This window comes from Candidatus Pelagibacter sp. HIMB1746 (assembly GCF_052047555.1).
Classification (GTDB): domain Bacteria; phylum Pseudomonadota; class Alphaproteobacteria; order Pelagibacterales; family Pelagibacteraceae; genus Pelagibacter.
Genome location: NZ_JBNAJZ010000002.1, coordinates 218,967 through 243,316 on the forward strand (window position 1 = coordinate 218,967; position 24,350 = coordinate 243,316).

Annotated in this window: 25 protein-coding genes; 15 read left to right on the top strand and 10 right to left on the bottom strand. The window is 29.4% G+C overall.

The window, feature by feature from the left end:
* Window positions 1-28 precede the first annotated feature (28 nt).
* Together ACTTBM_RS03850 and ACTTBM_RS03855 are read right to left on the bottom strand one after the other, a co-directional pair.
* Window positions 29-1,081, bottom strand: a complete 1,053-nt coding sequence (locus tag ACTTBM_RS03850; RefSeq protein WP_440634795.1) for a quinone-dependent dihydroorotate dehydrogenase — start codon at window positions 1,079-1,081, stop codon at window positions 29-31.
* Entirely contained in the window at window positions 1,081-2,643 is a 1,563-nt protein-coding gene (locus ACTTBM_RS03855) for a lysine--tRNA ligase (RefSeq protein ID WP_440634796.1), read from the bottom strand. Before ACTTBM_RS03855 ends, ACTTBM_RS03850 begins: the two co-directional genes overlap by 1 nt.
* Before the next feature lie 87 nt (window positions 2,644-2,730).
* Here ACTTBM_RS03855 and ACTTBM_RS03860 point away from each other — a divergent pair, with 87 nt between their 5' ends.
* Genes ACTTBM_RS03860 through ACTTBM_RS03870 form a run of 3 tightly spaced genes read left to right on the top strand, consistent with a single transcriptional unit; the run spans window position 2,731 to window position 6,282 of the window.
* On the top strand, window positions 2,731-4,170 hold the full coding sequence (locus tag ACTTBM_RS03860; protein ID WP_440634797.1) for a TrkH family potassium uptake protein: 1,440 nt from the start codon (window positions 2,731-2,733) through the stop codon (window positions 4,168-4,170).
* A gap of 2 nt (window positions 4,171-4,172) precedes the next feature.
* Complete coding sequence (locus ACTTBM_RS03865; protein WP_440634798.1) at window positions 4,173-5,549, top strand: AmpG family muropeptide MFS transporter; 1,377 nt, start codon at window positions 4,173-4,175, stop codon at window positions 5,547-5,549.
* Entirely contained in the window at window positions 5,539-6,282 is a 744-nt protein-coding gene (locus tag ACTTBM_RS03870) for a C40 family peptidase (RefSeq protein ID WP_440634799.1), read from the top strand. Before ACTTBM_RS03865 ends, ACTTBM_RS03870 begins: the two co-directional genes overlap by 11 nt.
* Here ACTTBM_RS03870 and ACTTBM_RS03875 read toward each other — a convergent pair.
* Window positions 6,279-7,175: a prephenate dehydrogenase gene (locus ACTTBM_RS03875; RefSeq protein WP_440634800.1), complete on the bottom strand. Its 897-nt coding sequence runs from the start codon at window positions 7,173-7,175 to the stop codon at window positions 6,279-6,281. The two genes, ACTTBM_RS03870 and ACTTBM_RS03875, sit on opposite strands and share 4 nt — an antisense overlap.
* Window positions 7,176-8,258: a histidinol-phosphate transaminase gene (gene hisC, locus ACTTBM_RS03880; protein WP_440634801.1), complete on the bottom strand. Its 1,083-nt coding sequence runs from the start codon at window positions 8,256-8,258 to the stop codon at window positions 7,176-7,178.
* A gap of 192 nt (window positions 8,259-8,450) precedes the next feature.
* On the opposite strand from hisC, the gene metX reads away from it, so the two are divergent.
* From metX to ACTTBM_RS03940, 12 genes are all read left to right on the top strand, one after another.
* Window positions 8,451-9,581 (top strand): homoserine O-acetyltransferase MetX, encoded by a 1,131-nt coding sequence (gene metX, locus ACTTBM_RS03885; RefSeq protein WP_440634802.1) that lies wholly within the window; start codon window positions 8,451-8,453, stop codon window positions 9,579-9,581.
* Complete coding sequence (gene metW / locus ACTTBM_RS03890) at window positions 9,571-10,167, top strand: methionine biosynthesis protein MetW (RefSeq protein WP_440619042.1); 597 nt, start codon at window positions 9,571-9,573, stop codon at window positions 10,165-10,167. Before metX ends, metW begins: the two co-directional genes overlap by 11 nt.
* A complete protein-coding gene (gene gloB / locus ACTTBM_RS03895; protein WP_440634803.1) occupies window positions 10,168-10,887 on the top strand; it encodes a hydroxyacylglutathione hydrolase in 720 nt (239 codons plus the stop codon).
* Between the two features lie 66 nt (window positions 10,888-10,953).
* Window positions 10,954-11,352, top strand: a complete 399-nt coding sequence (gene rplU, locus ACTTBM_RS03900) for a 50S ribosomal protein L21 (protein ID WP_440634804.1) — start codon at window positions 10,954-10,956, stop codon at window positions 11,350-11,352.
* 14 nt (window positions 11,353-11,366) lie between these two features.
* Window positions 11,367-11,621 (top strand): 50S ribosomal protein L27, encoded by a 255-nt coding sequence (gene rpmA, locus ACTTBM_RS03905; RefSeq protein ID WP_075506491.1) that lies wholly within the window; start codon window positions 11,367-11,369, stop codon window positions 11,619-11,621.
* A gap of 26 nt (window positions 11,622-11,647) precedes the next feature.
* The gene (gene cgtA / locus ACTTBM_RS03910) at window positions 11,648-12,631 is read left to right on the top strand and encodes an Obg family GTPase CgtA (protein ID WP_440634805.1); all 984 of its coding nucleotides are present in this window, start codon (window positions 11,648-11,650) and stop codon (window positions 12,629-12,631) included.
* A complete protein-coding gene (proB, locus tag ACTTBM_RS03915; protein ID WP_440634806.1) occupies window positions 12,621-13,727 on the top strand; it encodes a glutamate 5-kinase in 1,107 nt (368 codons plus the stop codon). The genes cgtA and proB overlap by 11 nt, the downstream gene beginning before the upstream one ends.
* Window positions 13,728-14,978 (top strand): glutamate-5-semialdehyde dehydrogenase, encoded by a 1,251-nt coding sequence (locus ACTTBM_RS03920; protein ID WP_440634807.1) that lies wholly within the window; start codon window positions 13,728-13,730, stop codon window positions 14,976-14,978.
* On the top strand, window positions 14,974-15,501 hold the full coding sequence (gene nadD / locus ACTTBM_RS03925) for a nicotinate (nicotinamide) nucleotide adenylyltransferase (protein ID WP_440634815.1): 528 nt from the start codon (window positions 14,974-14,976) through the stop codon (window positions 15,499-15,501). The genes ACTTBM_RS03920 and nadD overlap by 5 nt, the downstream gene beginning before the upstream one ends.
* A gap of 17 nt (window positions 15,502-15,518) precedes the next feature.
* Window positions 15,519-15,869 (top strand): ribosome silencing factor, encoded by a 351-nt coding sequence (gene rsfS / locus ACTTBM_RS03930; RefSeq protein ID WP_075506496.1) that lies wholly within the window; start codon window positions 15,519-15,521, stop codon window positions 15,867-15,869.
* Window positions 15,866-17,002, top strand: coding sequence for a S41 family peptidase (locus tag ACTTBM_RS03935; RefSeq protein ID WP_440634808.1), 1,137 nt, complete (start codon window positions 15,866-15,868; stop codon window positions 17,000-17,002). Before rsfS ends, ACTTBM_RS03935 begins: the two co-directional genes overlap by 4 nt.
* A gap of 1 nt (window position 17,003) precedes the next feature.
* A complete protein-coding gene (locus ACTTBM_RS03940; RefSeq protein ID WP_440634809.1) occupies window positions 17,004-17,480 on the top strand; it encodes an RNA pyrophosphohydrolase in 477 nt (158 codons plus the stop codon).
* Here the strand turns inward: ACTTBM_RS03940 and atpC are convergent.
* From atpC to priA, 6 genes are all read right to left on the bottom strand, one after another.
* Window positions 17,473-17,865 carry an ATP synthase F1 subunit epsilon gene (atpC, locus tag ACTTBM_RS03945; protein ID WP_440634810.1) on the bottom strand — a complete coding sequence of 131 codons (393 nt, stop codon included), beginning with the start codon at window positions 17,863-17,865 and terminating at the stop codon, window positions 17,473-17,475. The genes ACTTBM_RS03940 and atpC overlap by 8 nt on opposite strands.
* A complete protein-coding gene (atpD, locus tag ACTTBM_RS03950; RefSeq protein ID WP_262589885.1) occupies window positions 17,865-19,283 on the bottom strand; it encodes a F0F1 ATP synthase subunit beta in 1,419 nt (472 codons plus the stop codon). Before atpD ends, atpC begins: the two co-directional genes overlap by 1 nt.
* 2 nt (window positions 19,284-19,285) lie before the next feature.
* Window positions 19,286-20,158 (bottom strand): F0F1 ATP synthase subunit gamma, encoded by an 873-nt coding sequence (locus ACTTBM_RS03955; RefSeq protein WP_440634811.1) that lies wholly within the window; start codon window positions 20,156-20,158, stop codon window positions 19,286-19,288.
* 6 nt (window positions 20,159-20,164) lie between these two features.
* Window positions 20,165-21,700 (bottom strand): F0F1 ATP synthase subunit alpha, encoded by a 1,536-nt coding sequence (gene atpA / locus ACTTBM_RS03960; RefSeq protein ID WP_262589886.1) that lies wholly within the window; start codon window positions 21,698-21,700, stop codon window positions 20,165-20,167.
* The gene (atpH, locus tag ACTTBM_RS03965; protein ID WP_440634812.1) at window positions 21,701-22,258 is read right to left on the bottom strand and encodes an ATP synthase F1 subunit delta; all 558 of its coding nucleotides are present in this window, start codon (window positions 22,256-22,258) and stop codon (window positions 21,701-21,703) included. It lies immediately after the preceding gene.
* A gap of 108 nt (window positions 22,259-22,366) precedes the next feature.
* Complete coding sequence (priA, locus tag ACTTBM_RS03970; RefSeq protein ID WP_440634813.1) at window positions 22,367-24,322, bottom strand: replication restart helicase PriA; 1,956 nt, start codon at window positions 24,320-24,322, stop codon at window positions 22,367-22,369.
* Window positions 24,323-24,350: the final 28 nt, after the last annotated feature.

Genomic DNA, 24,350 nt, shown 5'->3' on the forward strand with positions numbered 1-24,350 from the left:
GATATTAAGGGCGTCAAGTTTATTAAAATTAAGAAAGAGTTTTATTTCCAACGATTTCTGAAATATTTTTCACTCCATCTCTAAGAAGTAATTCTTTTAGCTCTTTTTTAATGTTTGCAGCAATGTTGGGTCCCTGAAATACCATACCGGTATATAGCTGAATATAGTCTGCCCCTGACAAAAATTTATCATGTGCAGACTTCCCAGAGTCTATACCACCTACCCCAATTATTTTAATTCTACCATTTAACAATTTAAAGAATTGATTAATGAGTAAATTTGATTTTTGTTCAATCGGCTTTCCTGATAAGCCTCCTTTTTGATGACGTTGAATATTTTTTAAATCATCCCTGGTACTTTCTGATGTATTTGAAATAATTATTGCAGATATTTCATTTTCTAAAAGGATTTCTGATATTAACTCAATTTGGTTTAAATCAATGTCTGGAGAAATTTTAACTACGATTGGAATGTCAGTTTTCAATTCATTTTTCTTATCTTTAATTGATTTTAATAATTCTTTTAATTTATTTCCATCATGAAAATTTCTTAAATTTTCAGTATTAGGAGAAGAAATATTTATTGTAATATAATCAGCAACTTCATAAAATTTTTCTAATCCAATTAAATAATCATTCAATCGATTATCAGAGTCTTTATTTGGTCCAACATTTACTCCAAGTATTCCAATTTTTTTATTTGATTTTATTCTATTTAAAATAGTTTCAGATCCTTGATTGTTAAATCCCAATCTATTAATTAACGCTTGATCTTCAACTAATCTAAATACTCTTGGCTTTTCATTGCCATATTGTTTTAAAGGAGTAACAGTTCCAACTTCAACAAAACCAAATCCCAATTTAAACAAAGGATTGTAAACTTCTGCATTTTTGTCAAAACCAGCCGCTATCCCTATTGGATTACTTAAATCTTTGCCAAATATTTGTGTTTTAAAAATCGGATCATTTTTATTTTCATCAAATACATTTGATACTAAATTAAATTTTAAAGATTGAATTGCTAGAGTATGTGCTTTTTCTGGATCTAATTTGAAAATTAAAGATCTTAAATTTGAATACATTATTTGAGTTTACTCATTATAAGGTCTTTTGTTTCATTAACACCAAAAAAACTTATAAAAAATCCCATTCTTGGTCCATTTTCATCACCAAAAACCACCTCATAAATAAGTTTAAACCAATCTCTTAAATTTTCGGAATAACCATTTTCTTTTCCAGTAGAATAAATCAAAGTTTGAATTTCCTCTGGTGGCATCTGATCATTACATTTTTCTAAAGTTGAAATTAAAGCCACAAGAGCTTTTTTTTCATCTTCAGAAGGTGTTTTGTATTTTTTTTGAGACTTAATTACATCATTAAAATATTTAATTGCGTAACCTACCAATCCATCAAAAATAGGAAAATTAGTCTCTTGAATATTTGGTTTGTATTTTTTTACAAATTTCCATAACAAATCTTTACTATCTGCATTACTTGTTTCTACTAAGTTCAATAACATTGAAAAACTCATAATCATATCTTCTTTTGGAATACTCCCATTGTGGACATGCCACACTGGATTCATTACTAATTGCTGCTCAGTCTGCTTTTTAGATTTTTCAATATTATCCAAATATTCATCTACTGCTTTTGGAACTATTTCTTTATAAAGTTTTTTAGCTCTTTTTGGATTTTGATACATATATAGAGATAAACTTTCTGGTGAAGCATACTTCAACCATTGATCAATAGTTATTCCATTACCTTTGGATTTTGAAATTTTCTCACCCTTTTCATCTAGAAAAAGTTCATATGCAAATCCTGATGGATTCTTTTTACCCAATAAATTAATGATTTTTGTAGATAAAATTGCACTTTCAATCAAATCCTTGCCATACATTTCAAAATCAATGTCTAAAGCAAACCATCTCATTGCCCAATCTACTTTCCACTGTAATTTACAATTACCATCTAAAATACTACTCTCTAATTTTTTACCTTTATTATCAAATATTATTTTAGAATTAGACTGATCAATTTCTATTACAGGTATCTCCAAAACATGACCAGTATCAGGACATACTGGTAAAAAAGGACTGTATGTTTTTTGTCTTTCTTTCCCAAGTGTTGGTAAAATAATATTCATTATTCCTTCATAATTTTCTAAAATAATTTTCAAAGTAGGATTAAAAAAACCTGCCTTGTACAAAGATGTGGAACTTTTAAAATTATATTTAAAATTAAAACTGTTTAAAAAATCCTTTAGCATTTCATTATTATGTTCTCCAAAACTATTAAATTTTTGGAAAGGATCAGGTACTTGCGTTAAAGGTTTGTGAAGGTTTTGTTGCAACAATTCTTGGTTAGGAACATTATCTGGAACTTTTCTTAAGCCATCCATGTCATCTGAAAATGTAATAATTTCTGTTGGTAAATCTGTGAGTTGATTAAGTGCATTAACCATCATTGAAGTTCGTGCAACTTCTCCGAAAGTTCCTATATGAGGTAATCCACTTGGACCATATCCTGTTTGGAGAGTAATCTTACCTTTTTTTTCAATAAAAACTTTTCTTTCACGAAGCATTTTTTTAGCTTCAACAAAAGGCCAGGCACTTGTCTTTTCTAGGACATCTTTTTTAATCATGAATTGCTCTTTTTAACCTTAAACTAGTGATTATATTAATTCTTATAGAGTTGAAATTTATTTACCATAAAATATTGTTCTTTCAAAATGTCTAATTACAAAACTGTTTTTTTTACGCTTGGAATTCTGCAAATAATATTGGGTGTATCAATGTTCATCCCAATTATAGTACAATTCTTTTACTCAGAGATAGACTCATCTTTCTTTGGCTCATCTATTGTAACCATAATCTTTGGAACTTTATTTTTTTTATCAAATTTAGATCACGATAAAAAACTTAATCTACAACAAGCTTTCTTATTAACTTCCCTATCTTGGATTAGTATTGCAGTATTTGGATCTTTACCGTTTGTATTCTCTAGTATTGAACTTTCAATTACAGACTCTTTTTTTGAAAGTATGTCAGGAATTACTACAACTGGATCTACAATAATCTCAGATTTAGAGAACGCACCAAAGGGTCTTCTTTTATGGAGAGCTATTTTACAATGGCTAGGTGGAATTGGAATAATTGTAATGGCGATTACTTTAATGCCTATAATGAATGTTGGAGGTATGCAATTATTTAAAATTTCAAGTAATGACTCTTCAGAAAAAATACTCCCTAAGTCAAAAGAAATAGCACTTAGATTAATTTATATTTACTCAGGATTAACAGGCCTTTGTGCAATCACTTATTGGATATTTGGTATGGGTAAATTTGACAGCTTAACCCACTCAATGACTACAATTGCTACTGGAGGCTTTTCTAACTACAACGAGTCAATTGGATACTTTAATAGTTTATCAATTGAGATTTCATCAATGTTTTTTATTATATTGGGGAGTATTCCTTTTATTGCTTACATTAAATTTATAAGTGGAAACAAAAAAATTTTTTTAAATGATATTCAAATCAAAACCTTTTTAAAAATTATAATATTCACTGTTATAATTTTATCTATTTACTTATTATTTTCTAACCAAGAAAACTTTAGTTTAAGATCAATATTTTTTAATACTATATCAATCCTGAGTGGTACTGGTTATGTAAACGCAGAATTTGATAAATGGGGCAGTTTTCCTATAACCCTGTTTCTTGCACTGATGTTTATAGGTGGATGCGCGGGTTCTACAGCTTGTGGTGTAAAAATATTTAGAATTCAAATTCTTTATCTATTTATTCTAAACCAATTAAAAAAAATAATTTATCCTAAAGGGGTATTTGTAATTAAGTATGATCAAAGTGCAGTTGATGAAAAGTTTATAGCTTCAATTATTTCATTTATTTATTTTTATATCGTAATATTTTTTATTCTTACTGCATTGTTATCATTAACTGGTTTAGATTTTATTACAGCTATCTCGGGTGCCGCTACTTCTATTTCAAATGTTGGACCTGGTCTTGGTCAAATAATTGGCCCCAATGGAGATTTTTCTTCATTACCAGATCTTTCTAAATGGATTTTAACAGTTGGTATGATTTTGGGTAGACTTGAGCTATTTGCAATATTAGTGTTATTTTTACCATCATTTTGGAAAAATTAATTATGTCTGAAATAAAAAAAACATCCTGGTTAGAGTCAATTTCAGTTTACAAAGATATTCGGATGTTAAGAATTTTATTACTTGGTGCAATCAGTGGATTTCCATGGGTCTTGATTGCTAGTAGTTTAAGTCTTTGGTTAAAAGAAGAAGGATTAAGTAGATCTACTATTGGATGGGCAGGACTTATTTTTGGGGTTTATGCTTTTAATTATCTTTGGGCACCAATTATAGATAGAATTCAAATTCCTTTCCTAACTAAAAAATTAGGTCACCGAAGAGGTTGGATTGTTTTAATGCAATTAGTAATTCTATTAAGTTTACTAGTTTGGAGTATTATAAATCCTACAGAAAATTTAGCGTTGATAATTACAGTTGGATTAATCATCGCTATAGCATCAGCAACTCAAGATATAACGGTAGATGCATTAAGAATTGAACAAATTAATGAAAATGAGGGAAAATCAATGGCAGCAGGTGCTGCAATGGCTGTAGTTGGTTGGTGGACAGGTTACAAATTAGGTGGTGTAGTTGCTTTATTTACTGCAGAGTTTTTTGAAAATATTGGTATCCAAGATTACTGGCAAGCAACTTTTTTAATATTAGGTGTTCTAATTATTTTAATGAATATTGCTCTGATGTTTGTTCATGAGCCAGTAGAAACTGACAGACAATCAAAGCAAAAGGAAACTGATAATTTAATTAAAGGTAAACTAGGATCTAACAATATTATCACAACTTTTGTTGCTTATATAACTGGAACAATTGGTGGGCCCATTATTAGCTTCTTTAAAAAAAATGGTTTTGCCATAGCTGCAGGAATTTTAGGGTTTGTCTTTTTGTTTAAAATTGGAGAAGCATTCATGGGTAGAATGTCGATTGTATTTTATAAAGAAATAGGCTTTTCAAAAGGACAAATAGCAATCTATTCAAAAGGATTGGGTTGGATCACAACTGTCGTATTTACTTTAATTGGTGGCGTAATGGCCATGAGGGCTGGAACTATAAAAACTATGTTCTTTGCAGGAGGTTTAATGGCGGTTACAAATCTGTTATTTGCTGTCTTAGCATGGACTGGTAAATCTGAACTATTATTTGCAATAGCAGTTATTGCTGACGATATTACTGCAGCTTTTGCAACTGTTGCATTTGTAGCATTTATATCTTTACTGGTTGATCGAACATATACAGCAACACAATACGCATTACTTGCGTCTATAGGGACTGCTGGGAGGACAACTTTAGCATCATCATCAGGAGCTTTAGTAGATTGGTTAAACGGCGATTGGGGAACATTTTTTGTCTTAACAACTATTATGGTTATTCCTTCACTAATATGCCTATGGATGATAAAAAATAAAATTAAAATTGGTGCAAAATAAATTTTATTTTACAGGTAGTTTTTCTAATATTTATAAGAAATCCTCTAAATTTTCAGAAGTAACCTCACAAATATTGTATGGAGAAAAATTTAAAATTTTATCTAAAACTAAAAATTGGATAAAAATAAAATCTAGTTTTGATAATTATACTGGGTACATTCAAAATAAAAATTATTCAAAAGAATTTAAAGCTAATTATAAAGTAAGTAGCTTAAAAGCAAATATCTATAAAAAACCAAATTTAAAAACTAATACTTTTCTGTCTTTTGGATCAAAGTTGTCAGTTAAAGAAACTAACAAAAATTTTGCCAGAATTGATAAAAATAAATGGATTAAAAAAAAAGATATAAAAAAAATAAATTATAAAGAAAACAACTTTATTAAAATCTTTAAACAATTTTTGAACATAAAATATATCTGGGGTGGAAAAAGTTACGGGGGAATAGATTGTTCAGCCCTATTACAAATATTTTACTATTATAATAATAAGTTTTTTCCTCGAGATACCAAAGATCAAATTAAATATTTAAAAGGAAACATAAAAAGAAATTATCAAAAGGGAGATATCATTTTTTGGAAAGGGCATGTCGCAATGTGTTTAAATTCCAAGCAATTAATACATGCATATGGACCTGAAAAGAAAGTATTGATCATGCCTATAATTAAGACAATTAGAAGAATTGAAAATACAGCTAAACTTAAAGTTAAAAAAATAGCTAAAATTAAAATTTAACTTCTTCCAAAATCTGGCTTATTAATATCTTGTTTGAGTTTGATTATTTTTGATCTGACTTTTTTAGTTTCAATAAGCTTGTTAATAATAGATTTATTATTTTTGGAATTAATATCAGATTTAAATGATTTCAAATTTTTAATAAATAAATCAATAGCATTTGAAATATTTTTATTGTTGTTGAAAAAAATATCTCGCCACATAATCTCATTAGAAGCTGCTATTCTTGAGAAATCTCTTAGTCCTCCTGCACTATATTTAATTAAATCATAGCTTTGTTTTTTCTCAAAATCTTGAGCTGACTTAACTAAATTATATGCAATTAAGTGAGGCAAATGACTAGTTATTGAAAAAATTTTATCATGTTTTTCTGGTGACATGATTGTTACTTTTGATCCAATCTTCTCCCAAAAATTTTTCAAAAAATTTAAATTTTTTTTAATTGTATTTTTTTCTTTAATTAAAATACACCATCTGCCCTCGAACATGTTGCTCTTTCCGTGCTGTGGTCCACTTACTTCAGAACCAGCAATTGGATGACTGGAAGTCCATGCAATTCCTTTTTTTAAAAATTTTTTTATTATTTTTGATGATTCAATTTTTGAAGAACCAACATCAGTAATTAATGTGTTGGGTGAAATATAATTATTTATTTTCATAATTATATTTTTGTATTCACTCATAGGTGTACAAAAAATAATAAAATTAGATTTTGTTACAGCTTCTTTTAATGAACTAACTACTTTTCCGGGTAATTTAAGATTTTTAATTCTTGATATATTCTTTTTTGACTTTTCATAAATATATATCTTATCTGCAAGTTTATTTTTGTGTATAGATCTTAAAACTGAAGATCCAAGTAAACCACACCCTATGATTAAAATATTTTTCATTTAATTAAAAATCTTTCTCACTGCATTCATGAATATTAAATTTTCTCTAGATGAGCCAATAGTTAATCTCAATTTGTTTTTAATATGATAACCATCTTCAGTAGATCTTAATATAATTCCTTTATTTTTTAATTTTTGGTAAAGAAAATTTGCTGAATATTTACAGTCATCAAAATTTAATAGTAAAAAATTTGCTGATACAGCGTTTGAAAAAATATTAAATTTTTCGAGAAATTTTTTTAATCTATTCGCATAATTTAAATTATGTCTAATAGACTTCTGAATAAATTGCTTATCCTTCAAAGACTCTGCAGCCGCTACTTGAGCCAAACCATTTACATTAAAAGGTGGTTTAATAACATTTAACGCTCTAATTATTTGTTTTGATCCATATCCCCAGCCAATTCTTAATGAGGCCAAACCAAACATTTTAGAAAATGTTCTCAATATAAATACATTATCTTTATTTTTAAATAATTCTAAACCAGAGCTGTAATCATCATTTTTCATATATTCTGAGTACGCATCGTCAATTACTAATAAAATATTTCTATTCAATTTTCTTCTAAGTTCTAATGTCTCTTTTTTAGTTAAATATGTTCCTGTTGGATTATTTGGATTTGCAATAAAAACTATTTTGGTTTTCTTAGATACTTTTTTCAATATTTCTTCAATTGAAACTTTAAAATTATTTTCTTTTGCAAATACAACTTTTGCACCGACAATTTTTGCATAAATCCTGTACATTAAAAAACTATATTGAGGAACAATCACTTCATCCTTTGGATGTAGATATAATTGACATAACATTTGAATTACCTCGTCAGAACCTGCTCCACATATTATTTTATCAAAATTGCATTTATACGCTTTAGATATTGCCATTTTAAGATTGTTAGACTTTCCATCTGGATATTTATCTAATACTAAATTTTTTTGAGATATTGCTTTTTTTGCTAACGGGCTCATCCCTAAAGCAGACTCATTAGCTGACAATTTAATGACTTTTTTAATTTTGTTAATTTTAGATTTGCCAGGCTTATAAGCTTCTATGTTAAATTTTTTAAATTTAGGCGTGCTCATTTTTTTTATTTTTATGAGCTCTTTATAGATAAAAAAACAAATATTTATAGAGAATATGATCTTATTTTAAAAAATTGACATAAATTACAAGTTCTTGTACAAAATTTATGCGCTGATTTAACTGAATTGCGAGCGCTTAAAAAAAACCGCTAAAATAGTTTTTTTTCTCACAATTCATCTAAAGGCTTTAAAATGAATACAGAAAAAAATATTAAGACATTAATTATAAAAAAACCTCTTAAATTAGATTGCGGTAAAACTATAAACAATTTTCCAATTGCATTCGAAACTTATGGATCTTTAAATGAGAATAAAGACAATGCTATATTAGTATTTCATGCACTAACTGGGGATCAATTTGTAACTGGTTTAAATCCTGTTACTAAAAAAGATGGTTGGTGGAGTTTTGCTGTAGGCCCAGACAAAGCAATAGATACCAATAAATATTTTGTTATTTGTTCAAATGTAATTGGAGGGTGTATGGGATCTTATGGACCAAGCCATAAAGATCCTGAAACACAGAAAACTTTTGGAACTGATTTTCCAGTTATTACAATTAATGACATGGTGAATGCACAATATAATTTACTTGAACACTTTGGAATTGATAAACTATTTGCAATTACCGGAGGTTCTATGGGAGGTATGCAAGTTCTTCAATTTATCACCAACTTTCCTGATAAAGCTAAAACGGTTATACCCATTGCTACAACTTCAAGTCATTCGGCACAGAATATTGCTTTCAATGAACTAGGAAGACAGGCAATCACTGCTGACAGCAATTGGAAGGATGGAAATTATGAAGCTAATAACACAAACCCAGGTAAAGGGCTTGCTGTTGCAAGAATGGCAGCTCATATAACTTATCTCTCTAAAAAAGGTTTGCAGGAAAAGTTTGGAAGAAAATTGCAAGAAAGAGAAGATTTGAAGTTTGGTTTTGATGCGGATTTTCAAATTGAGAGTTATTTGAGATACCAAGGATCTGTATTTGTAGATAGATTTGATGCAAACAGCTACCTCTACATAACTAGGGCTATGGATTATTTTGATTTAGTTAAACAATTTAATGGAAATTTGTCTGATGCATTTAAAAATACAAAAGCTAAATTTTTTGTTATTTCTTTTACTTCTGATTGGCTTTATCCAACCCAAGAAAATAAAGATATTGTTATAGCTTTAAATTCTATTGGAGCAGATGTTGGTTTTGTAGAAATTGTATCTGATAAAGGTCACGACTCTTTTTTATTAGATGTTCCTGATTTTTTAAACGCACTAAAGAATTTCTTAGACAAATCTTATACAGAGTTAAACAATGAAAAATGAATTTAAAGTAATATCAGATTTAATTGAAGATAATAAAAAAGTTCTAGATGTAGGTTGTGCAGATGGAACCTTGATGCAATTTTTAAAAGAAAATAAAAATATAAATGTAAGAGGACTAGAAATTTCTAAGGAAAAAGTACAAGAATGTATTGCAAAAGGATTAACTGTAATAGAAGGTAATGCAGAGAAAGACTTAAAACAATTTCCTGATAAATCGTTTGACTATGTAGTATTGAGTCAAACACTCCAAGCATTTTTGAGCCCTGAACTTGTTTTAGATGAACTTTTAAGAGTTGGAAAAAAAGCAATTGTAACGATACCAAATTTTGGTAATTGGCAAGTTAGATTGCATCTACTATTTAAGGGGACAATGCCAATAACAAAATCTTTACCAGAACAATGGCACAGTACACCTAATTTGCATATGTGCACAATCAAAGATTTTGTAAATTTTATAAAATTTAAAGAAATTAAAATGATAAAAACTTTAGCTTTAAATAGCAACAACACTTCAAATATAACAACTAATAATTTAGGAACTAAAAATTTATTTGCTGACCTTGGAATATTTTTAATAGAAAAATAAATGAAAGTTGAAATTATACCCTGCCTTCAAGATAATTATAGTTATTTAATTATAGATGAAGATAAACTGGAAGCTTGTGTTGTTGATCCAAGTGAAGCTAAACCAATAATCAATTACTTAAGAGATAAAAATATTAATTTAAAATACATCTTAAATACTCATCATCATTATGATCATATTGGAGGTAATACTGAATTAAAAAAAAAATTTGGATCTGTTGTTTTAGGATTTAATGGAGATGCAAAAAGAATACCAGAGATTGATATCTTGTTAAAAGACAATGAAATTTGGAATAGTGGAAATTTCAAAGCTAAAATTATTCACATCCCTGGACACACAACGGGACATATTTGTTTTTATTTTTTTGAAGAAAACTTACTATTCACCGGAGATACTCTCTTCTCACTTGGATGTGGTAGAATTTTTGAAGGTACATACGAACAAATGTATAACTCTTTAAATAAATTAAAATCTTTACCTAAAGAAACAAAAATCTATTGTGGCCATGAATATACTTTAAACAATTCAAAATTTTGCTTAGAACATGATTCTGAAAACTCTTCTTTGTTAAAGAAAATAGAATTTATAAAAAAACAAAGAAATAATAATTTGCCTACTATTCCATCAACCTTACAGGATGAAATTGATTGTAATATTTTTTTAAGAGCAAATGACCTAAAAACCTTTTCAAAATTAAGGGATTTAAAGGATAATTTTTAACTAATTCAGCTTGACTATAAGCTTCCGGTAACTATATTGCGGTTACTTAAATTTAATATTCATACTATGTCATACGCAGTAATAAAAACAGGTGGTAAACAGTATAAAGTCAAATCTGGTGAAATATTAAAAATCGAAAAACTCCCAGATTCAAAGCCTGAAACTAAAATAGAATTTAATGAAATCCTAGCATATGGAGATGATAAAAATATTGAGGTTGGAACTCCTAATATTGAAGGTGCTAAGGTAGAGGCAGATTTAATTAAAAATAGTAAAAATAGAACAATTCTAATTTTCAAAAAAAGAAGAAGACAAAATTCAAGAAGAAAAAATGGACACAGACAACAATTTTCTTTGATAAGAATTAACAAAATTTTTTCAAAAGATGGTAAAGTATTATCTGAAGCTGAAAAAATTAAACCAGCTCCCAAAAAAGATGAAGTTAAGGAAGCTGCAAGCAAATAGTTATTAGGTAAATTATGGCAACAAAAAAAGCAGGTGGATCATCGAGAAACGGACGAGATAGTGCTGGTCGAAGACTTGGTGTTAAAAAATACGGTGGAGAAACTGTAATACCTGGAAATATAATTGTTAGACAAAGAGGAACAAAAATTTTTCCTGGCGAAAATGTTGGAATGGGAAAAGATCATTCAATTTTTTCTGTTATCAAAGGTAAAGTTGTATTCAAAAAATCTAAATTAGATAGAACTTACGTTTCAGTAAAACCCAATTAATAGTACAACCAAGAAAATGTTGTATTATGAAATTTCTCGATCAAGTTAAAATTTATATTAAGGCTGGAAATGGCGGTGACGGTTCGCCAAGTTTTAGAAGAGAAAAGTATGTTGAGTTTGGAGGACCTGATGGAGGCGATGGAGGCAGGGGTGGCTCTATCATTTTAAAATCAGAAGAAAACTTAAACACTTTAATTGATTACAGATATCAACAACATCATAAAGCTCAACGTGGAGAGAATGGTTCTGGTCAAAATCGAACAGGTAAAAGTGGTGAGGATTTGGTTTTAAAAGTTCCTCTTGGAACCCAAGTATTTGAAGAAGATAACAAAACTCTATTATTTGATTTTAACAAAAAAGGAGAAGAGTACATTGCAGCTAATGGTGGCAAAGGTGGTTTGGGAAATACTAGATTTAAAAGCTCTACTAACAGAGCTCCAAGAAAATTTACGAAAGGAACTTTGGGAGAAGAGTTTACAATTTGGTTACAACTTAAAACAATAGCTGATATCGGAATTATCGGATTACCTAACGCAGGAAAATCAAGTTTGTTAGCAGCACTTACAAACGCAAATCCTAAAATTGCTAATTATAAATTTACAACAATTAATCCTAACTTGGGTGTTGCTAGCTATGATGATAAAGAAATCACAATAGCAGATATACCAGGATTAGTAGAAGGTGCCCATGAAGGTGTTGGACTTGGGATACAGTTTTTAAAACATATAGAAAGATGCAAATCTTTATTACATTTAATTGATATTACTAATCTTGATCTTAAGGAATCTTATGATCAGGTTAAAAATGAACTTAAAAATTACAGTTCTAAAATGCTTGAAAAGAGAGAATTAATTGTATTTAACAAAATAGATTTAATTGATGAAGACACAGCTAAAGATGTAATTGATGATTTCTCTAAGGATAAAAATTGTGAGATAATGACAATGACAACTTTAAATAAAGAGTCGGTTTCAAAAATTAAGGCAAAATTATTAGCTTATGTATCTTAAAAACTCGAAAATTATTGTTATTAAAATTGGTTCATCTTTATTAGTTGATGAAAATAAAAAAATTAGAAAAAAATGGCTTTCAAGCTTTGCTAGGGACATCAAAAAACTAAAAGATAAAAATCAAAAAATAGTCATTGTTAGTTCAGGTGCTATCGCTCTTGGATGTAAAAAAATGAATTTTAACAAAAAAAATATTAAGTTAGATAAAAGTCAAGCAATTGCCTCTATTGGCCAAATTGAACTAATGAATTTATTCTCTCAGACCTTTTCAAAATTCAAATTAAATATTTCACAAATTTTGTTAACTCTAGAAGATACGGAGGAACGGAGAAGATCCTTAAATGCTAAAAGAACATTCGAAAATTTATTCGAACTTGGGTTTATCCCAGTTGTTAATGAGAATGATACAATTGCAACAACTGAAATAAAATATGGAGATAATGATAGATTGGCATCTAGAGTAGCTCAAATTACAAACGCCGATACATTAATTTTACTTTCAGATGTAGATGGCCTTTTTACAAAAAATCCAAAAATTAATAAAGACGCTAAACTTATAAAAATAGTAAATGATATAAACAAAGACTTAAAAGAAATTAATATCAAAGGAATTAATGAATATGGAAGTGGAGGAATGCAAACAAAAATTGAAGCTGCTAAAATTTGTCAGTTAGCTGGCAGCAGTATGATTATTGCAAACGGACTATATTCTAATCCTATTTCAAAAATTATTGAAAAAAATAATTGTACATGGTTCAGCCCAAAGGTCTCTAAACTTCATGCTAGAAAAAAATGGATAATTAGCTCAATTGCACCTAAAGGAAATATTGTAATTGATGATGGAGCCAAAAAAGCATTAAAGCTTGGAAAAAGTTTACTAGCTGCAGGTATTAAAAATGTATCAGGAAGATTTAACAAAGGTGATCATATAAAAGTTTTAGATAAAAAAAATAATGAATGTGCTAGGGGTTTAAGTTCTTTTTCTTCTGATGAAGTAAAAAAAATTATGGGACACCATTCGAATGAAATTCAAAAATTACTTGGGTATGTTGCAAAATCTGAAGTTATTCATAAAGATGATATGGTAGAAGTATAAATGAATAATTATATGAATTTAATCGGTAAAAGAGCAAGAAAAGCAAGTCAATATAAAATAGACACAAAAGTTAAAAATAGTGTTTTAGCCTCTTATGCTAAAATGCTTGACGAAAACAAAGGTTTAATAATTAAAGAAAATACTAAAGATATTAATTATGCAAAAAAAATAGGATTAAAAGAAAATTTAATTAATAGACTTCATTTAAATGAAAAAAAAATAAACGACATCAGAAATTCTATTATTAGTATTATTAGATTTAAAGATCCCATTAATCATGTTCTAGAAAAGTGGAGAAGACCTAATGGATTAAATATTAGTAGAGTATCAATTCCAATAGGAGTGATTGGTGTAATTTATGAAAGCAGGCCAAATGTTACATCAGATGTTGCGGGTTTATGTTTCAAATCAGGTAATGCAGTAATCTTAAGAGGAGGTTCTGAGGCAATCAATTCAAATAGAATTTTATCAAAACTTTTTAGAAAAGCGCTCAAAAAAAATAAAGTAGATGAAAACTTTATACAATTTATAGACTCTAAAAACAGAAAGATGGTTGATGTGATGCTTTCCAAAATGAAAGAATATATTGATGTTATAATTCCACGTGGTGGAAAAAATCTTGTAAGAAAAGTTCAAGAACTTTCTAAGGTTCCTATCATTGGTCATCTTGAGGGTATTTGTCATACATATGTCGACAAAGACGCTGAATTAAAGATGGCAAATAGAGTTGTTACTAACGCAAAATTAAGAAACACCAGTATATGTGGGGCGACTGAAACCATTATTCTCCATAAAAGTATTGTTAAAAAATTTAGCAATACAATCCTGGGTAATTTAGAAAAAAATGGTTGTAAAATTTATGGAGAAAAGACTTTGGCTAAATTTTATAAAGGTAAAATTTTTAAAGCTACTGAAAAAGATTGGTCTACAGAATATTTAAGCTCAGCAGTTTCTGTTAAAATAGTAAACAACCTCAATGAAGCTATAAGTCATATTAATAAGTATGGAACAATGCATACAGACTCAATAATTACAAAAAACAAAAAAACAGCTAATCAATTTCTAAAAGAAGTCAAAAGCTCTATTGCTATGCATAACACTTCAACTCAATTTGCAGATGGAGGTGAATTTGGGTTCGGAGGAGAAGTTGGAATTTCTACCAATGTGCTACCACCAAGAGGACCTGTAGGACTTAATCAACTTGTTTCATACAAATATCAAATTACAAGTAACGGTAAAATAAGAAATTAATTTGAAATTAAATAAGACAAAAATAGGAATTTTAGGAGGATCATTTGATCCTGCTCATAAAGGTCATCTAGCTATCTCAAAAGAAGCAAAAAAAAGATTTGAGCTTAAAAACATTATTTGGGCAATCACAAAAAAAAATCCTTTTAAAAACCAGAGCAAAACCTCGGTTACTGAAAGAATAAAATTCTGTAAAAAAATTATTGGTAACAATTCATTTATAAAAGTGAGATTTTACGAAAATAAAATTAATTCAAATAAAACAATCGATTTAATTAATCATTTAAAAAAAAATAAAAATATTGAAATCTATTTTTTAATGGGAGCAGATAACTTAATAAATTTTCACAGATGGTATAAATCAAAATCTATTTCACAAAAGTGTAATATTTTAGTTTTCGATAGACATGGCTACAAAAAAAACTCATTAAAATCAAAGACATTTAGGGCTCTTGGTAATACCACCCTCAAATTCATAGAGTTTAATAAAGTCAACATTTCATCTTCTCAATTAAGAAAAATTTGATAGTCTAAATTTAATTAATGGATAAAATTTCAGATCTTAAAGAAATTGTAATCACCACATTAGATCTTAACAAAGCTGAAGACATAGTAACTATTGATCTAAAAGATAAAAGTTCAATGGCAGATTATATGATAATAGCAAGCGGTACATCATCTAGACATATACAGTCTTTATCTGAACAAGTGTTAGAAAAGCTTAAAGATAATGGAATTAAAGACTCTAAAATTGAGGGTAAAGAAAGTGGTGAATGGAAATTAGTAGACGGTATAGATCTAATCGTTCATATTTTTCATCCAGAAAAAAGAAAATTTTATGAATTAGAAAAAATTTGGTCGGAATTTATTCCTAAAGAAAAAGTAATGATATGAAAATAATTAAATATTACTCAATTATTTTTTTATCTTTTTTTTATTTAAGTTCAGCAAACTCATCTGATGTAGACATTTACAAAAAGATAGATTTATTTGGTGAGGTTTTAGAAAAAATAAATAGAGAATATATTGATGAGATCAATCAATCTGAGAGTATGGATTCTGCTATCAATGGCTTACTTCAATCTTTAGACCCTTATTCCTCTTATATGTCTCCTGAAATTCTGGAGGAGATGCAAACTGAAACTAGTGGTGAATTTGGTGGCCTTGGAATTGAGGTAAGTATGGAAGCAGGAGTTGTTAAAGTTATTTCACCTATTGACGACACACCAGCGTCAAAAGCTGGATTAAAAGCTGGTGACTACATTGTGAAAATTAATGATACCCAAGTTCAAGGAAAATCTCTAAGTGAAGCTGTTGATTTAATGCGAGGCCCAGTAGGTTCAAGTATAGAATTAACAGTTAGACGAAGGGGAGAAAAAAAAGCATTAACATTTAATATCACTAGGGAAATAATTGAAATTCAATCAGTTAAGTCAGAGCTATTAGAAGAAAATATTGGCTATATTAGATTAACTTCATTTAATGAAAACAGTGGTGATCAAATAGAAAAGCAAATAAAGAAATTAAAAAAAAATAAAAATCTTAATTCATTTATTTTGGATTTAAGAAATAATCCAGGTGGATTACTAAACCAAGCAATAAGAATATCTGATTTCTTTTTAGAAGATGGTGAAATTGTCTCCACAAAAAGTAGAAAAAAATCTGATAATAGAAAATGGTTTGCAAAAAAAGGAGACATAACTGATGGAAAAACATTATTGGTACTGATAAATTATGGATCAGCTTCAGCATCAGAAATAGTTGCAGGAGCTTTAAAAGACCATAAAAGAGCAATTGTTTTAGGCGAAAACAGTTATGGTAAAGGTTCAGTTCAATCTATTATTCCTCTTAAAAATAGAGGCGCAATACGCTTAACTGTTGCAAAATATTATCTTCCATCTGGAAAATCTATATCTGAGGTTGGTGTACGTCCAGACATAGAAGTGAATGAAGAAGGTGATAATTTTAAAATAAGAACTGACACTGATAATCAGTTAAATTACGCAATTAAATTACTTAACGGATAAAATGAAAAAAGATTTGAATAATCTTCCACTAAGAAGTGGAGTAGGAATTGTTGTGTTAAATAAAGAGAACAAAGTATTTGTTGCCAAAAGAATAGATAACCCCAAAAATTTTTGGCAAATGCCCCAGGGCGGTGTAGATGAGGGTGAGGATTTTTTAAAAGCTGCTTACAGAGAATTAGAAGAGGAAACTAATATTAAGAGTGTCGAATTAATCAAAGAATTAGATGGGACCATAACTTATGAACTTCCAGAGAGATTGCTTGGTTTGATTTGGAAAGGAAAGTACAGAGGTCAAAAACAAAAATGGTTTTTGATGAGATTTGTTGGGGAAGATAATGAAATAAATATCGAAACCAAACACCCTGAATTTTTAGAATGGAAATGGGTAGAATTAGACAAAATTACGGACTTAGTGGTTGATTTTAAACTACACGTGTACAAAGAAGTTAAAGATAAAATAAAAAAAATTCTTAATTAAGAGTTTTTAAAACTTCGATTTTTTGGTCTACCAAATATTTAGCTTGATCGCTAATATCTGACTTTCCTGCCTCTTCTTCAGCTTTTTTCAGTAAATCCTGTTGAACAGATTTATCCATATCAGACAAATTGTAAATTGAGCTTGTTAGAATAGATAAATTATTATTTTTAAACTCTACTATACCATCCTCAACATAATAATTTTCATCACCAGATTTTGAACTTACTTTGATAATACCTGGTTTTAAAAATGAGATAATTGAAATGTGATCTTTTAATATCCCCATTTCTCCCTCAAAAGCAGGTACTACTACTTCTGATACATCTTCTTTGACCAAAAAAGATTTTTCAGGATTTACTATCTCAATTTTAAATTCTTCGCTCATTAAGCTGCAGCTTCTTTTTCCATTTTTTGAGCTTTTTCAATAGCCTCTTCAATTGTACCGACCATGTAAAAAGCTGCTTCTGGCAAGTGATCATATTCACCCTTACAGATTGCATCAAATCCTTTGATTGTAGATTCAAGATCAACTAATTTTCCTGGTGAACCTGTAAATACTTCCGCAACAAAAAATGGTTGAGATAAAAATCTTTGAATCTTTCTAGCTCTTGCTACAACTAATTTATCTTCCTCAGATAATTCATCCATACCAAGAATAGCAATAATATCCTGAAGTGATTTATAAGATTGTAAAATTCTTTGTACATCTCTCGCAACTCTATAGTGCTCATCACCAACTATTCTTGGATCTAAAATTCTTGAAGTAGAATCTAATGGGTCTACTGCAGGATAAATACCAATTTCAGCTATTTGTCTTGAAAGTACAGTAGTAGCATCCAAGTGAGCAAATGATGTTGCAGGCGCTGGATCAGTTAAGTCATCAGCTGGAACATAAATCGCTTGCACTGAAGTAATTGATCCTTTGTTTGTTGTTGTAATTCTTTCTTGAAGATTACCCATATCAGTAGCCAATGTAGGCTGATATCCTACAGCTGAAGGAATTCTACCTAATAAAGCAGATACCTCTGAACCAGCTTGAGTAAATCTAAAAATATTATCAACAAAGAATAAAACGTCTTGTCCTTCTTGATCTCTAAAATATTCTGCAACTGTTAATCCAGTTAAAGCAACCCTTGCTCTTGCTCCTGGGGGTTCGTTCATTTGTCCATAAACCAATGCAGCTTTAGAACCTGGGCCATCTTGCTTGATTACTCCAGATTCCATCATCTCATGGTAAAGATCATTTCCTTCTCTAGTTCTTTCTCCAACTCCAGCAAAAACTGAAAATCCACCATGTGCTTTCGCAACGTTGTTAATCAATTCCATAATTAAAACTGTTTTACCAACACCAGCACCTCCAAATAGTCCAATTTTTCCTCCTTTGGCATATGGTGCTAATAAGTCGATAACTTTAATACCAGTAACTAATATTTCAGTTTCAGTTGATTGATCATTAAATTCAGGCGCAGCTCTGTGAATAGGCCAGCTTTCTTTAGTTTTAACCTCACCTCTTTCGTCAATTGGCTCACCAATTACATTAATAATTCTACCTAGTGTTTCTGGTCCAACAGGTACCTGGATAGGAGCATTCGTATTTACAACTTCATCTCCTCTTTTTAATCCTTCAGTAGCATCCATTGCAATAGTTCTTACAGTAGTTTCTCCTAAGTGCTGAGCAACCTCTAAAACCAATCTATTGTCACCATTTTTACATTCTAATGCTGTTAAAATTTCCGGTAATTCTCCTTCAAATTTTACGTCTACTACCGCTCCAATAACTTGTGTGATTATTCCTTTGCTCATAATTATAAACTTTCTGCTCCTGATATGATTTCTATTAGTTCTTTAGTAATTGCTGCCTGACGACTTCTATTATATTCGATAGTAAGTTTGTCAACCATTTCACCTGCGTTTCGGGTTGCATTATCCATTGCACTCATTCTGGATCCTTGTTCGCTAGCTGAATTCTCTAACATTGCCTTAAATATTTGTGTTGAAATATTTTTTGGCAACAAATTGCTTAAAATTTCATCTTCATCTGGTTCAAATTCGTAACTTTCATCTGAACCATTTTCACTTCCCTCATCATTTAAAGGAATTATTTGTTGAGCTTGTGGGATTTGTGTAATTACATTTTTAAATTTATTGTAAAAAATTGTACAAATATCAAATTCACCTGCTTCAAATTTTTCAATAATAATTTTTCCTACCTTATCTGCATCAAAATAATTTGCATTTTTCGACTCTTTAAATGAAATATTTTCAATTATTTTATCACCATAAATTCTCTTAAGCTGGTCATTGCCTTTTGAACCTACAGTGATAATTTTAAGCTCTTTATTCTCATCTAAAATTTTAGAAAAGTAACTTTTAGCTTTCTTAATTATGTTGGAATTAAACCCACCACATAGACCTCTATCTGATGTCATAACAACACAAAGATGAACTTTATCTTGTCCTGTACCAGCTAATAACTTTGGTGCATTTTCTTTATCTGAAATTCCACTAGAAAGATTTAAAATTACATTGTTCATTTTTTCTGAATAAGGTCGTCCTTTTTCAGCACTTTCTTGTGCTTTTCTTAATTTTGCAGCTGCAACCATTTTCATAGCCTTAGTAATCTTTTGTGTAGATTTTACACTGGCTATTCTTTTTTTTAGGTCGTCTAAACTTGCCATATCAAATTAAGATTTAAGGGTTTCCTTTAATTGAGTAATCAGTTCAACTAATAACTTTTCTTTATCCTCTTCAAGTTTTCCTGAACTTTGAATCGACTCAATAATCTCAGGTTTTTCTGATTTACATTTCTCAATGATTTTACTTTCAAAACCTGCAACATCTTTTAAATCGATATCATCAAGATATCCTTTAACACCACAGAAAACCGAAATTACTTGTTCAGCAACTGTCATTGGAGAATATTGCTTTTGTTTTAAAAGCTCAGTTAATTTTGATCCTCTATTCAATAACTGCTGAGTAGAAGCATCTAAATCTGAACCAAATTGAGCAAATGCTGCCATTTCTCTATATTGAGCAAGCTCAAGTTTCATAGATCCTGAAACTTTTTTCATCGCTTTAGTTTGTGCAGATGAACCTACCCTTGAAACTGATAAACCAACGTTAATTGCAGGTCTAATTCCTTGGTTGAATAATTCAGTTTCTAAGAAAATCTGACCATCCGTAATTGAAATTACATTTGTTGGAATAAATGCAGATACGTCTCCACCTTGAGTTTCAATAATTGGAAGTGCTGTTAAAGATCCACCTCCATGTTCATCACTCAATTTTGCAGCTCTTTCTAATAATCTACTATGTAAATAGAATACATCACCTGGATAAGCCTCACGTCCTGGAGGTCTTCTAAGTAAAAGTGACATTTGTCTGTAAGCAACTGCTTGTTTTGATAAATCATCATAAATAATCAACGCGTGCATTCCATTATCTCTGAAATATTCACCCATAGCGCAACCAGTATATGGAGCTAAAAACTGAAGCGGTGCTGAGTCTGATGCTGTTGCTGCAACAATCGTTGTATATTCCATTGCACCAGCTTCCTCTAAAGTTTTTTGAATTTGTCTAACAGTTGATCTTTTCTGACCTACAGCAACATAAATACAATATAATTTTTGTTTTTCATCGCCTGATTCATTGATCTTTTTTTGGTTTATGATTGCATCAACTGCAACCGCAGTTTTTCCTGTTTGTCTATCACCAATGATTAATTCCCTTTGTCCTCTTCCGATTGGAACCAAACTATCAATTGATTTTAAACCTGTTTGCATTGGTTCATTAACTGATTGTCTAGGGATAATTCCAGGAGCCTTAACCTCTACTCTGCTCTTTTGTACACTTTTATCTAATGCACCCTTGCCATCAATTGGATTTCCTAAACCATCTACTACTCTACCTAGTAACTCTTTTCCAACTGGCGTATCAACAATTTTTCCAGTTCTTTTTACAACATCACCTTCTTTAACATTTCTGTCATCACCAAAAATTACAACACCAACGTTTTCGCTCTCCAAGTTTAGGGCCATACCTTTAGAGCCATCAGAAAATTCAACCATCTCTCCAGCCTGAACATTGTCAAGACCGTAAATTCTAGCGATACCATCACCAACTGATAAAACTTGACCTACCTCAGTAACCTCTGCTTTATCTCCAAAATTTTTTATTTGTTCTTTTAATATTTTTGTAACTTCTGAAGGATTTATTTCCATTTATGCCTCTATCATTCTATTTTCGATTTGTTGTAATTTACTTTTAATTGAGGTGTCAACCATAGTACTCCCTACCTGTACTACTAAACCTCCTATTAAACTTTCATCATGTTTGTAGTTTAATTTTATTTTTGAACTAAAGTTTTTAGTTAATTCTTCCGTAATTTGTTTAATTTCTTCATTAGATAATTGTTTAGCAGATCTTAATTCAGCTTTTAGCTCTCCCCTTTTTTCTGAACAGATCTCGATGAAACTTTTAAGAATTCTTTCTACAAAAAAGAACCTTCTCTTTTGAATTAAAAAACTTAAAAAATTTTTTAACAATTGATCAAATTTATAATGTTCTGAGATTGTATTAACTACTTTTAATAAATCATCTTGGCTTGTAGTTGGATCTTTTATTAAATTTGAAAAATCTTGGCTTTGTTCTAGCAATTTTAGAACTGAGAGTGACTGCTCTTCTATTTGGGATGTAACATTGCTTTCGGTAGATAATTCATAAAGCGCAAGTGAATACCTTTCTGCTGAAGTAATTGAAAATCCTGTGTCTTTGCTCAACTTGATACCTCTAAAATGTTGAAGATTATTTAAAAATCACGCTCTAATTAGCATATGACCTTTATGTCTTCAAGTGACTGATTGACGAAAAAGTCCTCTTTTTTGGGCCTAATTGAAGTTAATTGGATCAACATCAACTGAAAGTTTTATTCCTTTTGGAAATTTGTATTTTGGAACTGATTTTGCAATAGCATTTTGCAGTTTCATAGATTTTGAGCCTCTAATTAAAAATCTGACTCTAAAATTTCTCTTTAGTCTAAATATAGGAGCTTCAACTGGACCTAATATATTTCCCTCAATTTTATTTTCTAAATAATTTTTAAAGTCATAAGCCTCTTTTTCTAATTTTTTTTGATTTTCACCAGTCATAATCAAAGAAATAAATCTTTGATAAGGTGGAAGTTTATTTTTTTTTCTAATTTCCAGTTCTCTTTTTAAAAATATATCAGGATTTTTATTTGTAATTTCTAAAATCATATTTTTATTATTGTTATAGGTTTGAAAATATACTGTTGCAGGTTTTCCTGTTCTTCCAGCTCTTCCTGATAACTGATGATATAACTGCAAATTTTTTTCAGCTCCTCTTAAATCATTTCCGTTAGCTGATAAATCAATATCAACAACAACAATGCAATTTAAACTTGGAAAGTGAAATCCTTTAGAAATTAATTGTGTACCAACTAATATCTCGGTTTGATTATTTATAATTCTTTCTAATTTGCTTGATGAGTCTTTTTTATTCATTGTATCACTTGAAAAAATTTCAACTTCCTTATTAGGAAATTTTTTTTTAACTTCCTCAGATATTCTCTCTACACCAGGTCCACTAAAGACAAAGTTACATTCACCCTCTTTTGAGCAATCTCTTTTTAAATCAGTTTTAAAGCCACAATAGTGACATAGTAGATTATTTTTATTTTTATGATAAACAAGGTTGATAGTACAATTTGGACAAGAATAGCTAGTTAAACAATTTTTGCACAACGCATGAGGTGAAAAACCTCTTCTATTTAAAAAAAATAAAACCTGATCTTTTCTCTCAAGGTGAAAATTTACTTTTTCAATTATTTTATCTGATAACCAAGATTGTTTTTCAAGTTTAGTTTTATTAAGATCTATAATTTCATAATTTGGTAATGAAGCATTTTTATACCTCTCTGTAAGTCTTGATAAAGAATATTTTCCTTTTTGAATATTTTCAAAAGTTTCAATTGATGGAACAGCTGTTACTAAATTAACTGGTATATTTTCAAATGAAGCTCTGGAAATTGCCATATCTCGTGCATTATAAGTTACACCTTCATCTTGTTTAAATGATTGATCATGCTCTTCATCTACAATTATCATACCTAGATTTTTAAAAGGTAAAAATAATGATGATCTTGCTCCTATAATTACTTTAACTTCTCCATTTGATATTCCACTCCAAATTAATTCTTTCTTTTTTTTTGAAACTCCTGAGTGCCACACAGCCGCATTAAAACCAAAATATTCATTAAATTTTTTTTCAAATTGACCTGTTAAACCTATTTCAGGTAACAAAATTAACCCCTGATATCCTTGTTTTATAAGGTTTTTTAAAGCTTCAAAATACACAAGAGTTTTACCTGATCCTGTTGTTCCTTGTAACACATGTACTCTAAAATTTTGGTTAGTGCTTACCATTTCCTCATATGCTTTGATTTGATCTTTGTTTAATTTTATAGATGTATTTTTAATCTCACTTTTAAAATTATTATAAGAACTTAGCTCCTTATTTTCTATTGCATGACTACTTAATAAAATAAGCTTTAGAGCCATTCCTTTTGGAATAATATTGTACTCTGAAAACCAGTTTAAAAATTTAATAGTATTTTTTTTTAGAGGAGTCACATCTAACTTCCTCAAAACTTTTTTTATTTTAAACGTTTTGTTGCTATTTTTTTCAAATTCATCCCAAACTACACCTGTAATTTTTGATTTACCAAAAGGAACTTCCACATAGTCTCCCAATTCGAGATCAATACTACTTTCATAAGTAAATGGATGATCAAAAATATTAGGTAAAAGAATTGGAAATTTCATATTTTTAAATAATAAAATATATTAAAAT